This window comes from Halalkalibacterium halodurans (assembly GCF_005671335.1).
GTDB classification, from domain to species: Bacteria; Bacillota; Bacilli; order Bacillales; family Bacillaceae_D; genus Halalkalibacterium; species Halalkalibacterium halodurans.
This window is the reverse complement of record NZ_CP040441.1, coordinates 2,137,956-2,154,789: the sequence shown is the minus strand read 5'-3', so window position 1 is coordinate 2,154,789 and position 16,834 is coordinate 2,137,956. Positions and strand designations below refer to the sequence as shown.

Below are 16,834 nucleotides of genomic sequence, written 5' to 3'. Positions count from 1 at the left end.
TCGTACCTCCTTAATTAACATTCCGTCAAGTTTCTACGTTTTAGAAGCAAGACGCCTCCAGCAGTCATCAACAGTAGCCCTAAGATTAGTAAGAAAGTGAGGAATTCTTCACCCGTTTGTGGTAAACGGTCGATACGATCGTTCGAATCTCCTGGTTTCTCAGAATCTCCTGTTCCGGTTGAATCGCCTGGGTCTTTTGACCCTCCTCCTGGGCCGCTTGGATCAGGCTTTGGAGTTACCGTGTTTTCAACTACGAGTGTCAGCACCTCATCTGCACTCTTTTCAATCGTAAAAACGATTGGGGTGTCATCTAACTCATAGCCAGTAGGAGCCTTTGTTTCGATAAACTGATAGTCTCCTGGTCTTAAATCGACCACCACAAACTGACCATTTTCACCTGTTCTGATTCCTTCTCGAAGAACATTCCCTTCTCCATCAAGAAGAGAGAATTCTGCCCCTTCGAGTGTGATTGTTGAATCTTCACTATCCACCTTAATGAGCTGAACCGAGCCTGGGATCAAACGGTTCGTCGCTGTGACGATTAGCTGCTCCTCCTGGCTTCTCTCAATCGTGAACGTGAGAGGTGTCTCATCAAGGAGATAATGCTCTGGTGCTGCCGTTTCAACGAACTGGTAGTTACCTGGACGAAGATCGCTTACGACAAGCTCGCCAGCTTCATTGGTCGTTAATCCTTCTTGCAGGATGTTCCCCTCTTCATCAAGGAGAGAGAACTCCGCTCCTTCAAGAGTAACAGATGGCTCATCCGCATCTACTTTCACAAGCTGAACCGAGCCTGGGATCAAACGGTTCGTCGCTGTCACGGTTAGCTGCTCCTCCTGACTTCTCTCAATCGTGAACGTGAGAGGTGTTCCATCAAGGAGATAATGCTCTGGTGCTTTTGTCTCTACAAATTGATAGTTGCCTGGCTTCAAGTCCGTCACAACTAATTGCCCGTTCTCGTCTGTTGTTAATCCTTCTTGCAGAGCGTTCCCTTCTTCATCGAGGAGAGAGAATTCCGCTCCTTCAAGAGTAACGGATGGCTCATTCACGTCTACTTTCAAGAGTTGAACCGAACCTGGAATGAGCTCGTTTTCAACGACAAGCGAGATTGATCCTGCTTGACTTCTCTCGATCGTAAACTCTCGAGGAGTAGCATCAAGAATGTAATCCTCCGGAGCTGTCGTTTCAACGAACTGGTAGTTGCCTGGACGAAGATCAGTTACAATCAATTGTCCGTTCGCATCTGTCGTTAGACCTTCTTGTACGATGTTTCCATCTTCATCAAGAAGGGAGAATGTTGCCCCTTCTAGAACAATGGATGAATCATCGGCATCGACTTTCACGAGCTGAACCGAGCCTGGAATGAGGCGGTTCGTCGCTGTGACAGTCAGTTGCTCTTGCTGATCCAATACAATGGTGAAAGGATACGGTGTATCGTCAAGAAGATAGTGTTCTGGTGAAGTGGTTTCGACAAACTGGTAGTTGCCTGGACGAAGATCGCTTACAACAAGCTTCCCTTCATCGTCTGTCGTCAATCCCGTTTGAAGGACATTTCCATCTTCATCAAGAAGAGAAAATTCCGCCCCTTCGAGAACAATCGACGAGTCATCACGATCGACTTTCACGAGCTCAACTGACCCGAGAATGATTTCGTTCTCTTTCGTCAGTTCGATGACTTCTGTTTGCTCTTCCCCGATCGAAAATGGAATCGGGTCTGCGTTTAATACGTAGCCAGACGGTGCTGCTACTTCTACAAACTGATAGTCACCCGGCTCTAAATCTTCAACGGCCACGACTCCGTTTTCGTCTGTTTCTAAATTTTCTCGATAATCGACGAAATCGCTGCCTTGTCTTTGCTGTAATGTAAACACAGCCCCCTGTAACGATTCACCTGTTTCATCATCGATTTTATGCAGCTGTACGTCACGAATAATTTTTGCGTTTTCGACGGTTAATTCATGCAACTCGGTATTGAGTGTAATATGCTCCGAGTCGTTAATGCCGACTAAATAGCCTTCTGGTGCAGAAGTCTCTCTTAAAATGTAATCATCATACATAAGGTTAGCAAAGGTCGCTATCCCATCTTCTCCAGTGACAACCGTACGGAGAACAATTTCACCTGTGCTGTCATAGAGAACGAACGTTGCCCCCGCAAGTGTTTCCCCTGAAGTGGCATCAACTTTTGTAACCTCAATGCTTCCTCTTTCACCGCTACCCGTACCAGAACCTCCTGATAGACGGACTTGAATGGATTCAGAGGAGTTCGTCGACTCATTGGTCGTTATTTCATCCCCTTCAAACGATACTTGGTTAGAGACGAATTCATTGTTCTGAGCGTAAATGAACGATTTGTACTCTAAAATGTACGCTCGGTCAATGACATTTGGGAATGAAAGCTCAAATGTTTCGTTGCCATCCTCATCAGTAAAAATCTCTAAAATGTAGTCAACTCCGCGTTCTAATGGTGCCCCTTTTGTAATGGTACCATTTGTCGCTACGTTTGTTGAAAATAATTGGAAGCTATCCTCTAACAGGATTTGATTCGGGCTCGGCACATCAACAATCTTTGCATTGGTGACCGTCGATTGAGTGTAGTTAATGTTAATCCGCCAATCGATCACTCGACCATCTTGTACACCCGATTTGTTGACGTATTCCCCGCCGTGCTGAACCGATACAGCAGCATCTAAACGAAAGTCATCTGTATTTGAGCTACTAAGGATGGCCTCGTTTTCGTAGGTCTGTTTGATTAACCGTTCATCGAGGCTCGTTTTAAAGCTGATCCAGTACGGAGAATCAATCGTGTCTCTGAATTCTACTCGGAAACCTGGGTTTCCATCTCCGTCTTGAACCATGACAAGGTCATAATCCACGCCTTCAGTTAACAGATCCCCTTGGTTCACGCCGTTCGCTCCACCTGTGAGCCCCATTTCGAATACTTCAATCGAATCAGCGACCAAATGCTGCCCTTCTTGAATGAAATCTTCGACAACGGCATCATGTAATTCCTGCAAGTTGTAGTTCACACCAATGTTCCACGTAATCTCTTTTGTGACAGCATTGTAGGAACCGTTTTTAAAGCCGTTGTTACGCGTGTTGCTGTCAGGAGCAAACACTGCTGTGGCTTGCATTGAGCGCGAATCCGTTTCTCCCTCTGGAACCCACTCGAGAGTTGCCACATTGTCTAATACGTTTCGAGATTTGTCCTGTCTCGCTTCATAATCAAACGCTGTGACATATTCAATGACGTGAGGGGGTGTAATTGGGTTAGTGAATTCAATCGTAAACCCATCAGCCCCATCAAGAGCGAACGTGTAATCAACACCTTGTACCAAAGTAGTTGAGCCGCTACGAATCGTAAACGTGCCATCAATCAACGTCAGTCCACCATTGTTAAACACATCGGTGATGGTAACGTTCGTCATTTCATACGAATCGTCATTTAGAGTGATCGTCCAAGGAATCGTTTTCTCTTGGTAGTTTGGCGTTCCATGTCTTTTATGGAACACGACTTGACCGATGGAACGATTCGCGCCGGCTGTCCGTCCTTCACCTGTTTCAACAGTGTTTTGGATCGTCTGGTTGCCGAGCACCCGCTCTGAGGAGGTCGTCTGATAAACGATCTTATATGCATTGTTGATATCCTCATTGAATTGAAGCTCAAATCCATTTTGGCTAGCATTCGACGTTTCCGTCAGCGTAAAGTTGCTAACTTCTTCGTCTTCCGTTGCGTTTCCATTTTCATCGATCGTCATTCGAATAACTCGGAATGACCCCGGTATCAACTCTTGTGAGTTAGTAAACCAGTCGGTTAAAATGGCGTCCGCTTCAGCAATCGTTTTTTCGTTGTAGTTGTAACGGATTTCCCACGAAATGGTCTGAGTTGCTGAATTGTAGACAGTAGACGTTTTGGCTATAGGCACCCCTCGTTGTGTTCCAACGGATGCATTGGCCGGCATCGGGTCAATGTTATCACCGTCGAGTGTGGCGACGTTTTGATAAGATGTAGCGTCTCCGTCCGTAATATCCGTCTTAAACACAACGCGATAAGCAGAATCAATGTCGCCAAAATTAATTTGGAAATCATCGCCATCGATTTGCCCGATCGAGTAGTTGCTAGGGTCCACTAAGTCTCCTTGCACAACGCTTCCATTTAATTGAACGTTTAGCTCGTATACTTCGATTGATCCAGCTTGTAACGCTTGACCTAACTGGATCGGATCTCGTAACACTGCATTATCGATTTCCCGCATTTGTTTGTTGAAATCGACCGTCCACGTAATTTCGGTCGCATTGTAGCCGCGATCGACGATTCCTTGCTTATCAATCATCGAAGCGGACGGGACTCGGAACTGGACTGGAAGTCGTAGAAGCTCTTCGTCTTTTGCTTCAAAGACGATATCTCGACGAACGTCTCCTTGCAGATCTTCTTTTATTTCCGTCCACACTTGCAGCATTCCGTTAATGTTGAAAAGCTGTTCAATCATTTCATTAAAGGTCATCGTCACGGTCCCGTCCTGCGTGATCGTAAACGTTCCGACCTCTGTTCCGTTAAATACTAACGGCTCATTCTCAATGTCGTTATAAAGATGGAAAACATCTGGCAATTGGAACGTAAAAGTCGAACCGACTGTGTAGCCGTGACCATTAGGCAAGCTCCAGTGATACGTAATTCCAATCGGATCCCCAAGGTCTAAATGGTTAGTCGAGTCCGCTTGGAGTATGTTTCCATCCTCATCTCTTACTTCGACACCCGTGATAATGTTTTCTGCTATTTCGCTAGCCGACATGATGAAAATAGGTGCTCTTCATCTTCAGCGCCCTCTTCCTCTGTTACAGGTTCGCTTTCAGATTCAGATGTTTCTTCTGACGTTTCTTCTGTTAACTCCTCAGTTGATTCTTCAGTCGTTTCCTCTGCTACTTCTTCCTCAGCCTCTTCTTCTACCGTAAACGGTACGACAATGGTCCGTGATTCACCATGTAGAAGAAACGTAAGGGATAATTCACTTTCCCCATCCACTAGCTCCTCGTTAAAGGTTGCTGGTACGGCAATGGTTCCACTACCACTCGCCTCTTCCGCAAAAGTCAACGTGATGTTCTCGCCGACTACCTCGTAGGCACCCACTTGTTCATTGTCTGTTGTAACGAGAGCACCTTGCTGAGGTGTTGCGTTGAGCTCGGATGGAATTTGCAATGAATGTGACTCCCCCTCAGCCACATCTTCCCCATCAATCGCCCAAGAAATGATTAATTGGACGGTTGAATCGATGGCTACGGTATGCTCTGGAAACTGAGCGGCATCAATAGTCCGTCCATCGTCATCTTTCAATTCTACATTCGTAAAAACGTTCGCAGTTGCATTCGCGATCGCCTGTAAGGGTAAGCCTATACTTGCTAGAAACGTGTGCGGTATCAAGACAGCGACCATCGCTAGCAAGAGTAGCTTGTTGCTTAAATGCTTCAATCAATGTTCCTCCTCCATGAAAATTCAATAGCGACCTATTCATAGGTCTGATGGTCCATGAAATCAGCCCATACATGAAGGAGTGATCAAGCATTACCCCCCTTCGATGTTCGCTTCATCCACTCAACGATCATTTGCCTTGCCATGATGTATTTCTTCGTCGTTTTTTATGTCGATTGTCTGATGTCAAAAGTTTGTTCATAGCCTCCCTCCCTTCTTCAAGGTTCAATTCATTTTACCTAAACGGTCTGAACAAATTCTGTACAAGGCATGAAAAATAGGACTAGAAATGGAAATCATCTAGTCCTCTATGGGAGGTTCACCTATATAGATCAAGATCAACTAAGATTCTTTTTCACTATTTATTTTGTGACTATTTAAGGAGATGAGGTGTCTTTTCCTAAGGCTATTTGTCCCTATTCCAGCTTATTCAAGGGAACGTAAAACGAGATGCTCGTTCCTTTCCCAGGTTGACTTTCGACGAAAAGGCCTTTTCCAAACAGTTGTTTTAACCGTAAATCCGTATTTAACATTCCAATCCCACTCACTTGATCAGGTTTTCTCGTGAGAACATTGTTCAGTGTTGCTTTATCCATGCCGACACCGTCGTCTGTAATCATGATCTTGACCGTTTCTTCTTGTTTTTTGATTCGGATGTGAACGTTTCCTCCTTCAGGCTTTTTTAGTACGCCATGCTTTAATGCATTTTCCACAAGAGGTTGAATTGATAGCGGTGGAAGATTGCACACGACATGTTCATCTTTATCCCAATGAACCTTAAGCCGCTCGCCGAATCGTTCCTGTTCGATATATACATAAGATTCAGTTAACGCTAGTTCATGCGTAATCGGCACTAATGAATGTATGTTTTGACCATCAAAGCTCTTTCTTAAAAATTGTCCAAACTTCTCAAGCAGTGCGGCCATCCGCTTCGTGTCGATTTCACTGAGGGAAGCAATGGTATTTAACGTATTGAATAGGAAGTGGGGCTGAATTTGGGCTTGAAGCCACGCCGCTTCCATTCGTAAACGCTCCTGAATGGAATGCTTCAATTCGATGACAGCACGAATTCGCACCTTTAACTCTAACGCATCAATCGGCTTTACTAGGTAGTCATTCGCCCCAGACATGAATCCTGTATAGATTTCCTCTGGCTGGCCGCGAGCAGTTAGCAATAATACCGGTAGTTCAGAAATTGAAAATTGCTTTCGGATCTCGCGGGTTAACTCATATCCAGACATGCTTGGCATCATAACATCAGCTAGGATAAGATCCCATCCTTGATCCAATCGATCTAAAACTTCCTCGCCGCTCGTTACAGCTTCGATCGTATAGGCTTCGGAACAGATAATATTTTTAAGCACGTGCAGGTTGACGGCATCATCGTCAACGATTAAAATTTTCGGCTTGCGTTCAAGCCCCTCCGTCCTTACGGGGGCAGACGTAGGAAGGTGGGAGGCAGCAACCTCCTCATCGATCTTATGTTCTCGGAACCGCACCACTTCTTGCCCGGCATCCCTTTGTTTTTCCTCACGTTCAGATGATGATGCAAGTGGTAAAGTGAACGTGAATATAGAGCCTTTCGATGGTGCTGATTGAACGGCCAATGTCCCGTTGTGCATAGAGACAAGATCACGGCAAATGCTTAGCCCTAGTCCGAATCCACCGTTCTCATGATAATGTTCCTTTGCCCCTTGTTCATATGGGTGGAAAATCCGCTTCTGTGTCTCCTCATCCATGCCAATTCCAGTGTCCTTTACGCGGATGACGGCACGTTTCTTTTTCACCTTGGCTTCGATCACGATCGTACCTTCCTCTGTGTACTTAATCGCGTTGTGAACCAAGTTAAACAAAATTTGACCGAGCCTCGTTTCATCGGCGTAGACAAGAGGAAAATCGTGCGGAATGTTCACCTCGATGCGAAGATTTTTCGCCTCCACCATAAACCGTTGAACGTTGACAACAGTCGTAACGGCTGCCAAAAGATTGGTCGGTTGTTTCGTTAAAGTTACTTTCTTTTGCTTCATTTTTGTTACATCGATTAAGTCGTTCAGCAAATAGGACATTCGTCGCCCTACGGTCATAAGCAGTTCTAGGTTTTGCCTGCTTTCAGGAGCGAGACGACCTCCCTCCTGTTCGACCACGCCTTGCGCTATATTGATCATTCCGTGAAGCGGGTTGCGAAGCTCGTGAGATGTATTCGCGAGAAACTGATCTTTTTTCACATGCTCCTTCTGCAATTTAGTAACAAGATCCGCCTTGTCGTCATTTGCACGGAAAAAGCGAATAAACCAAAAAGTAGAAAAGCATAAAAATGCAAGAGTTAAATCAACGGGATAAAACGAATAATCGATCTGACTAAGAATGCCCCATTCAAATGATTTCACTCTTCCCGTAAAGGAAGACCACAAGATACTAGAGGCAACGCTAATCGCTGCAAGAAGCAAGAAAAGAGAGTCCCGTTCTTTTTTTAAAATGACTTGAACGACGAGCAAAATAATCGTCGTAAACGGGATGGCTAACACGAAAAGTAGCATGATCGTCCATTCTCTGATCGTCGTTGCTGGTGCGATTAAAATAAACAGTGCATAAAGTGCGCAAAAGCCAGAAATCCAGCGCACCGCTTGATTTCGTTTATAATTTGAAAACAGGTACCTCACAAACAATAAAAAGAAAAGCGAAAGACCAGTGTACGACAGGTAAGCAAGCTTAACGAACCATTCATAATTCAATGGTACCCACTGAAGCAAGAGGCGTTCATCGCTAACTAGAACTGAGAAAGCCGATAGTAATACAGCGACCATAAAGTACAAAAGCTCAATCTTTTTTGGACGGATAAAAAATAAAATACAAGCATAAATTCCATGGATGAACATGATTGCAGCAACCATGAGCTGAGCGGCCGAAGTGGACCAATGCTCTCGGTTCATTGCGACCTCTGTTCCAAAACGAATCGATTTTAAGACGCCACCATCATAAATGTTTTCACTTGAAGAAACAGCGATCATAAGATGAATCCAGCCGTTTTCATCAGGAGTTACTCTTACAATGGATGGAATGAGTGAAGATCGAGCGACGCTTTCTGCTATAGTAGGGGCCCTTCGCTCTTCCACAAGCTCATCGTTCGCATAAAGGAGGAACGAGTCAAAGATTCGTTGCACTTTTAACGCGTACCGCTCCCCTGCATCTTGAACGCGGATGCGAAGTTGATACGTTCCGACTTGTTCACTTTCTTCGGCAAAAGGGGAGACTTTATTCCATCCGAGTGGGACTTTAATTGTCTTTTCTTCTTGTCCTATTAATTGATCTTCAGTTGTCGCGAAGACATTCGGATAGAACGACCATTCCCCATCGAGTACAACGGAATCTTTATCAGATAAGGAAAATTCAGACAAGTCTAAAACCCCTTGCTCAGCAAACGGTTGATGAAGGGGCAATAGGCTAATATACCAAATAACCCGAAAACTTGTAATAATAACTACAAAAAGAAGCACGATTGAAAGCGTTTTTCTCATCGACATTTGTTTCCCCCATAACGGACGACTTTAAGGTTTGTCACACCTTCCGTTTGAAATCTATCATACCATAGAAGCGACTCGGGAGAAGGAGCGGAAAAAGATACTCTTTGTCAAATGAGAGTAGCTCAAGGGGTAACAGTGCGCAGCAGAGCTATCCTTTTCACTTTGGTAAAAAATTGTATTTATCCACTCCTATAGTAGAAGTCATTATGTTCTTAATGCTCTATCTTTAAAATGTTAAACGTTTTATAAGTGTAAAAAGTTCAAAAGTGCTCCATTTGCAACGGTTTAGGAGCCTCTTATAGTGCAACGTATGGTTTATGTTAGACAACATATATACTTCAAGGCGAGATCGATACTCAATTGAAAAACCGTCTATCACCTTCCTTCTCCTATCTTTTGCTCGTGACGTATAAACAGGAACAGATGTTACATAATAAAAACAACATTTTCCTGTGAGGGATTGCAATGGTATTTCAAGAAGGAATTATATTACCAGAATGGTCGATTTTCGGGGCCGCCTTCCTTACGTTGTTGTTCCTGTATGGCGTGCAGCGTCTTTATCGCTCGCTTGCGAAAACGATACAACAACCTTGGATGGCGGAAGAGCAGAAAAAACAACGTGAAGCCATCCTAAAACAAATGTCCACAAAGAAATAGAGCGAACTATTTTTGTTGTCTTTCACACCTCTTAAGGGGGGCGTCATTTGAACCGAAATAACAACTACACCATCGATCCATTAGAAATATCGATCGCTCTCATTGCGTTTATTATCGGCGTTGGTATTTTGACTTTACCAGGTAGTTTGGCGGACACGTTAAATACAGCCGATGGCTGGATCACCATCATTGTTGGTGGTTCCATCATTTTTACCCTCGTTTATGTCACCGTAAGGCTACAAAAAGAGTTTCCGGAACAAACCTTACTACAATTTTTACTGGCGGGCCACAAGAGCAAGTGGCTTGCTGTTCTACTGGGCGTTCTCTTTAGTCTTCATTTTTTAATGCTAATGGGTTTTGAATCTCGAATGTTGGCGATCGTTCTTGACATGTATTTGATTGACCGTACTCCTTCCGTTATCGTCATTTGCGCGATTCTCGTCGTCACAAGCTATGCGGTGAGCAAGGGGGTTCAAGGTCTTATTCATTTAAATGTATTATTTATCCCTTTTATATTAACTGTGCTATTAGCTATTTTGTTATTTAATGTCCAACATATTAATTTTGATCCCATTCGTCCCGTTGCACCAAAAGGGTTTCTCCATCCATTGAAAGGGTTACCTAACGTCGTTCTTGCGTATGTTGGAGTGGAAATCCTTCTGTTCTTTATGGGGAGGATGAAAGGAAAAGACGTAAAGGCATGGCCATTAAACATCGGTGTTGGCATTGTCACGCTGTTCTATTTTTTGATCACCTTTTTCACGTATTTTGTGTTTGGTGTCGAGCAGTCGAAAGTTATTAATTTCACGACGGTGGAATTAGCGAAAGTAGTCGAAGTACCTGGAGGTTTTTTTGAACGGGTTGAATCGATGATGATCACAGTATGGACGATGGCGATTTTTAATACGATTGCCATGTCTCAATTGATTATTATCTTGATTTATAATGATCTTTTCTCAATCTTTAAAAAACAGACTCAATCAGGAAACTACCTTACTCCAGTGATTGTTTTTATCACGATCATCATTGCGTTCATACCAGAGTCGATTTCAGATACGTTGACATGGGGAGATTGGATCGGGTATTTCGGCTTTTCGGTTCTCATCCTCAGTCTTCTGGTCGGTTATGTGACAGTAGGTTGGAGAAAAAAGCGAAGGGAATTAGGAGATAGACATGGTGAGAGCACAAAGGCGTAAACTGATTTTGCTAGTCGGGCTAGTATTTTTAACTGGCTGCTGGGATCAATTGGAGATTGAAGACGTTGGGTTTGTCATGGGAGTGGCCCTTGATCCGATCAACGATCAGCAACAAGCCGGAGAAAACGTGAATGGTTTCGATATTAATCAACCGTTGTTTCGAATTACTCATCAAACAGCTATTCCCGAGCGATTAACCCAAGTAGGTGGAAGTGCTGGTTCATCTAATGGAGAAGCTCCTTTTGTAAACATTGTATCGACAAATGCAAGCAATATGGATGCGGCAAGGCGGGCAGCGGCGAAAAATAGCCGATTTCTCAACTTTGAACATTTGAAGGTGCTCATTATCCATGAAGACCTTGTTCGTCAAGGGCTGCTCGGGCATTTAGTTGATTTTTATATACGTGACCATCAAATGCGAAGAAAAACCTTTGTTTTTATTTCAGATGTAGAAGGAAAAGCGATACTTGAAAAAACGGTTCCCTTAGAAGACATTCCTGCGTTATTTATGGAAAAGCTATCAGAAAATGATCCAAACGTCTTGCAAATGCCAAAAGTGAAAGAAATTGGAGAGTTATCCCAAAATATAATAGAACATCAGAGTTATATTGTTCCTCGGATTACGATGGGACCAAATGAAGGAGATTATGTGATGACCGGTGCTGCTGTATTTCGAGGGGGAGATGACCGAATGGTTGGCTGGCTTGGAGAGTACGATCTCCAAGGGTATAACTGGATGGTGGGAGAAGCAAAAAACGGAGTCCTTCATGTAGGGATAGAGGAGCAAGGAAGACAAAAAACGGTCGTATTTGAAACCGATCAGATGATCACGAACGTCCACTATGAAAGAGAAAATGGGCAAGATCGTTTTAAGGTCAATATTGAAGCTAAAGGGACGATTGTCGAAAGCTGGTTAGAGGAATTAGAATTAGAGGGTGCTAAAGTAAAAAAAGCGATAGAAGAAAAGATTGAAAAACAAGCAAATGATATTGTGAGAAAAACCCAGGAAGAGTTTCAAGTGGATATTTTTGATTTCATCAACTTCATAAAACACAGCGACTATCCATATTGGGAAAAAGTGAAGGACACTTGGAGCGATGAGGACGGACAATATAAAGACGTACAAATCGACATTAGCGCAAGTGTGAAAATACGACACCAGATGCTCCAGGAGAATGTAGATTACTGAAAGGGCGACATGAATGAAAAAACGGTTGAATCGACTCGTTTCAAAATCCATACTTGAGAAGGCGCAAAAAAATCCCTCTCCCTCTTTTGATTTGGAAATAAACATTTCGACGTTCCGACAGATCATAGCTGATAGCAACGATGTAGGGTTTCGTCGCTTTATGGTCGCGCAAACGGTACCAGCTGCGTTGTTTTACATTAAAGGATTAACAAAAGTGGAGACGATCGAGCGTGAGGTATTAACCCCTCTTCTTCGTTGCCCAAAAGAAACGCTTGAACGTACCCCGTCCTCCGAGTGGGTGAACTTGTTAAGTCAGGACGTCGTAACCGTAACCGAACTATCTGTCCATGAGACGTACGAGCAAGCAATCCCTTCCCTATTGACGGGACATTCATTGATCATGCTGGAAGGTGTTGACAAACTCATCACCTTAAGCACAAAAAAAATAGAGCACCGTAGCATTGAAGAGCCAGAAAGTGAAGTAACCATTAGAGGGCCAAGGGACGGCTTTATTGAGTCATTGGAAACAAATATTGCCCTGTTACGCACGAGAATCATTAATCCAGATTTAACGGTCCAAGTCGGAAACATTGGTCAACATTTAAAAAACAGGTATGCAATTGTTTATATTAAAGGACTTTGTAAGAGTGAGCTCGTGGATGAAGTCTGTTATCGAATCGCCTGCATTAATGAGGATGTTCAGGAAACGGGTGCGATTGAACAACTGCTTCAAGATGAACCAATGACCATTTTTCCTCAACTCTCCCATACTGAGCGCCCAGACAAAGCGGTATCAGAAATGCTCAAGGGTAAGGTCGTTATTTTACTCAATGGTTCCCCTTTTGCACTAATGGCGCCGGTCAAGCTTTCAGAGTTGCTTAATTCACCAGAAGATGATTATCAAAACTGGGTATTTAGTTCGTTGATTCGATTGTTACGCTATTTAGCATTATTTATTAGCATACTTCTTCCGTCCATTTATATTGCATTAACGTCCTTTCACCCTGGGTTGATTCCTACCCAGCTTGCTCTTTCGATTGCAGCAGCTCGTGAAGGAGTTCCTTTCCCTGCTTTTTTAGAAGCGATTTTCATGGAAATTGCCATCGAACTGTTACGAGAAGCAGGGGTTAGGCTTCCGCGATTAATTGGGTCAACCGTTGGCATTGTCGGTGGTTTAATTATTGGTGAAGCAGCGGTACGAGCAGGAATTGTTAGTCCAATCATGGTCATTGTTGTTGCTTTAACCGCGATTGCCTCGTTTGTGCTTCCAGCCTATAGTGTCAGTATAACCTTTCGCATCTTAAGGTTTCTTATGATGTTTGCAGCAGCTTCCCTCGGGTTATACGGAATCATTCTCGTCTATATCGCCATTAACATTCATCTCGTAGGACTCCGCAGCTTCGGTGAGTATTATATGACCCCTTTTGCTCCCTTAAAGTTGAAAAGCTGGTTCGAAGTCATTGTTCGAGCGCCATTTACCTCGTTGAAACCTCAAGGAGGGCAAAAAAACGAACAAAAGATGCCTTGAAGCTAGATAAAACAGCGACCTCTCTAATAAGAGATCGCTGTTTAAACATTTAAACTCCAAATTCAGCTTTACCAGCCATGAGAGCATCGTTTGATGAATTGCTTACTCCAGATTCGGTTGAAATCACAGTTGATACAGAAAATGCTGCTGATAAGACGAGCGCCGACGCTAGAACTACTCCGAATACTTTTTTCAATTTAATCCCTCCATTAATCTTATAATTTGATCTCTTGCATAATGAGCCTTTTCAAAATAGTGTGACGATAGCAAAGTATCTCCTTTTTTCTTGTGATGGAAAGCTGCATCTAACGTTAATTCTGCAACATCTGTCCAGAGCTTCTGATCTTCTAAATGATCAAGCGCTAATTCCATAGAAAGAGCATCCTTTGTGTTGTACAGACCGTCAATAAAGATGAACTTAGCCTTGTACTCTTCTTCGCCTCCTTTTTCGGCTTCGTATAAGCCTTTTTTATGCCACTCTTGAGCTTCTTCGAATTTTTCATCTTTATATAAAACATGTGCTAGCTCAAACATGGATTTCATTCCAACAGTAGAACTCTTATGTTCGTGAATACTTAAAGCCATTTTAAAATATTCAGCAGACGTCGGATAAAGATGCTGCCTACCATAGCACAGCCCTAAATTGAAATACGCTAAGCTTTCAGAAAATGTAAATCCTGCTTGTATTGATTTTCTCAAGGCATTTTGATAGTGTTTTTCGCACTCGGTATAATTCCTCATGTCTAATTTGTTTGCCCCGATGATCATTTCACAATAAATTTCTTTTTCAACATATCCTTGTTGGCATTTGAATAATTGTAAGGCTTGTTCTGCGTGGTTGATCGAAAAAAAGTGTTGATCGATTCGGTAATAAGCCATCGCTAATTGATAGTGAAATTCTGCGACCTCAATCTCGTCAGGAATTTTATCAATAATGGCTTCCGCCTGGCGATAAAAGCGAATCGCCTGAATATATTTTTTTTGGTAAAATTCGTAGACACCAGAAAAGAAATAATAATAATATTGAATGACTTCGTCTGTCACTTGCTCAAGTGCTTTTATTGTCTCAATATTCCCTAAAATTTTGCCCGAATCATCATATTCTTCCATTAACAACTTGTGTCTAGATTCAATTAAATTAAAATATAGGAGAATATTCTGATTTTTTGTCATGTATGGTAAGCTGTCTTCTATTTCTTTACGTAATTGAGTAGCCGTCCATTTATCTCGCTTCAAGATGGCACCATACCATTCATTTAATGAATTGGCTACTTCTTGATGTGCAATTTGTTCAGGCAAAAGCTGTCCCTCCTTCATCTCTATAATCTGGATGCTTTGGAGAAAAGGTCAAAAACAACGAATGGAGCATGGGACGTATTACTATTAAATTTTGTATTATTTTGTTTGTGTGATTTCTCTTATAAAGTTGGTGGAAGTCTCGACAGCTTGCGCTACAGTTGTATGTAAAGTTGAGGAATGACAAAAATGTTGCTTTGCTTGAAGGATGTTGATCAGAAATAGCTTGTTTTCTATGAATTAACTACATCATAGATTAGATAAAATGCGACCTCAATCGGCAGAAATCGTCTAAATATTCAATAAAAACGCAAAAAGCTACAATAATAGAGGTTTTTCTCCTTTTATCGCCATCGTTAATTAAGATATTTATAGATCCAATATAAAAACAAAGAGACCCCATTAATAGAGGTCAATATGTGAGTCTTCTCCTCCTCGGTGGAGAGGTGCTCAAACAGTCTATTCCGTATTGCTTTTCACGATCGCTTTCAAATGCTCCATCTTCTTTGTCACTCTGAAGTAAATCCTTTTTTTCCTGTCACTTTTAGATCCTAAACGCTTTTTTCTTTATTTGTAATTTCTCATGGAAATGATCGAAAGAAACTATAATACCATTGCTGCGATCAAACCAAAGACGATCAGTGGGATGTTGTAGTGAAGGAAGGTCGGTACGCACGTATCCCAAATATGGTGATGCTTTCCGTCGGCGTTTAAGCCAGACGTAGGACCGAGAGTACTATCAGACGCTGGAGATCCAGCATCACCTAGGACGCCTGCAGTCCCGATTAATGCAGCCGTTGCTAGCGGAGAAAATCCTGCCGCTGCGCATAACGGAACATAGAGTGCCGCAATGATCGGAATTGTTCCAAAGGAGGAGCCGATGCCCATTGTAATCACTAGACCAATGAAGATTAACACGAGTGCAATAAGAAATGAATGGCTTCCTAATGAGCTTGAGGTTGAGGCGACAAGCTGTTCAACAGCACCCGTTTCTTTCAAGACAGTTGCATAACCAGAAGCAATCAGCATCACAAAGGCAATCGTACCCATCATTTTAACCCCTTCATTCATCACCTCGTCGCCTCGATGAAAAGGAACGACTCGAAAAGCGAACATGAGGATGATACCTGTTAACGCTCCGAGGACGAGGGATTGGAACAGGATCTGAACGGTAAGAGCAGCAACAATCGCTAGAAGTGTGAGTACATGTTTAAGTGAAAAGGACTCCCTTTCTTCTGTGGCTGCAGTTTCGTTAATTGTTGATTGTTCATCGACTTGAGCATCATTTCGTGGGTTGCGATCTTTTCCATATGTAATGAATATAGCAACGAGTAAACCTACCACCATTGCAAGTCCTGGAAACAGCATTGCTAGCGGAATCTGTTTTATCGATATGCTCATGCCGTTTGCGGTCATTTCATCAGCAATAATACTATGAAACAAAAGGCCGTATCCTGCAGGAATCAGAATATACGGAGCCTTTAAGCCAAATGTTAAAGAAGCTGCAACCCCGCGGCGATCCACTTTCATTTTGTCAAACAAGAGCAAAAGCGGTGGAATCAATATCGGAATGAACGCTATGTGTACAGGAATGACATTTTGAGAGAGGGACGCTATCCCAGCAATAGCTAGGAGCATAAAGGCCCGTCTCCCTTTCAAGACCGTAATGAGACGTTTAACTAAAAAGCTCGTAATTCCCGAGTACCCGATCATCACAGCAAATCCACCTAGCAAAATATAGCTTAGAGCAGTATTGGCTTGCCCTCCCATACCCGATAGCAAAAGTTGCATCGTGTCTGTAATCGATAATGAAGCAACAAGTCCTGCTGTAATAGCGGCAAGAATGATGGCAAGGATGACATTCACCCGCAGCAAGCTTAACACGATCATGACAACAACGGAGATTACGACAGCATTGAACATACCTTACCTCCCTTTTTCATTGTGGATTCGACCGAAAATTCCGACCTTTCAGAAGCTAGC

At 42.9% G+C, this 16,834-nt stretch carries 10 protein-coding genes; 4 read left to right on the top strand and 6 right to left on the bottom strand.

Features of this window, described 5'->3' with window-relative positions; translation table 11 throughout:
• Positions 1-14: 14 nt before the first annotated feature.
• The 3 genes from FED51_RS10480 to FED51_RS10470 all read right to left on the bottom strand — a co-directional run bounded on the left by FED51_RS10480 (position 15) and on the right by FED51_RS10470 (position 8,985).
• A complete protein-coding gene (locus FED51_RS10480; RefSeq protein WP_138090485.1) occupies positions 15-4,790 on the bottom strand; it encodes a SpaA isopeptide-forming pilin-related protein in 4,776 nt (1,591 codons plus the stop codon).
• Entirely contained in the window at positions 4,772-5,464 is a 693-nt protein-coding gene (locus FED51_RS10475) for a hypothetical protein (RefSeq protein WP_138090483.1), read from the bottom strand. The genes FED51_RS10480 and FED51_RS10475 overlap by 19 nt, the downstream gene beginning before the upstream one ends.
• A 416-nt stretch (positions 5,465-5,880) precedes the next feature.
• A complete protein-coding gene (locus tag FED51_RS10470) occupies positions 5,881-8,985 on the bottom strand; it encodes a hybrid sensor histidine kinase/response regulator (protein ID WP_233443897.1) in 3,105 nt (1,034 codons plus the stop codon).
• Between the two features lie 465 nt (positions 8,986-9,450).
• On the opposite strand from FED51_RS10470, the gene FED51_RS10465 reads away from it, so the two are divergent.
• Genes FED51_RS10465 through FED51_RS10450 form a run of 4 tightly spaced genes read left to right on the top strand, consistent with a single transcriptional unit; the run spans position 9,451 to position 13,555 of the window.
• Positions 9,451-9,642, top strand: coding sequence for a hypothetical protein (locus FED51_RS10465; protein WP_138090481.1), 192 nt, complete (start codon positions 9,451-9,453; stop codon positions 9,640-9,642).
• 47 nt (positions 9,643-9,689) lie between these two features.
• Positions 9,690-10,838, top strand: coding sequence for a spore germination protein (locus FED51_RS10460; protein ID WP_138090479.1), 1,149 nt, complete (start codon positions 9,690-9,692; stop codon positions 10,836-10,838).
• Positions 10,816-12,027, top strand: a complete 1,212-nt coding sequence (locus FED51_RS10455) for a Ger(x)C family spore germination protein (RefSeq protein WP_138090477.1) — start codon at positions 10,816-10,818, stop codon at positions 12,025-12,027. The genes FED51_RS10460 and FED51_RS10455 overlap by 23 nt, the downstream gene beginning before the upstream one ends.
• 13 nt (positions 12,028-12,040) lie before the next feature.
• Positions 12,041-13,555: a spore germination protein gene (locus FED51_RS10450; protein WP_138090475.1), complete on the top strand. Its 1,515-nt coding sequence runs from the start codon at positions 12,041-12,043 to the stop codon at positions 13,553-13,555.
• Between the two features lie 49 nt (positions 13,556-13,604).
• Here the strand turns inward: FED51_RS10450 and FED51_RS21130 are convergent, their stop codons facing one another.
• The 3 genes from FED51_RS21130 to FED51_RS10440 form a co-directional block, all read right to left on the bottom strand.
• Positions 13,605-13,751 carry a hypothetical protein gene (locus tag FED51_RS21130; protein WP_010898146.1) on the bottom strand — a complete coding sequence of 49 codons (147 nt, stop codon included), beginning with the start codon at positions 13,749-13,751 and terminating at the stop codon, positions 13,605-13,607.
• Complete coding sequence (locus FED51_RS10445; RefSeq protein WP_053431169.1) at positions 13,748-14,854, bottom strand: Rap family tetratricopeptide repeat protein; 1,107 nt, start codon at positions 14,852-14,854, stop codon at positions 13,748-13,750. Before FED51_RS10445 ends, FED51_RS21130 begins: the two co-directional genes overlap by 4 nt.
• A 600-nt stretch (positions 14,855-15,454) precedes the next feature.
• A complete protein-coding gene (locus tag FED51_RS10440; RefSeq protein ID WP_053431170.1) occupies positions 15,455-16,774 on the bottom strand; it encodes a Na+/H+ antiporter family protein in 1,320 nt (439 codons plus the stop codon).
• Between the last annotated feature and the right edge of the window lie 60 nt (positions 16,775-16,834).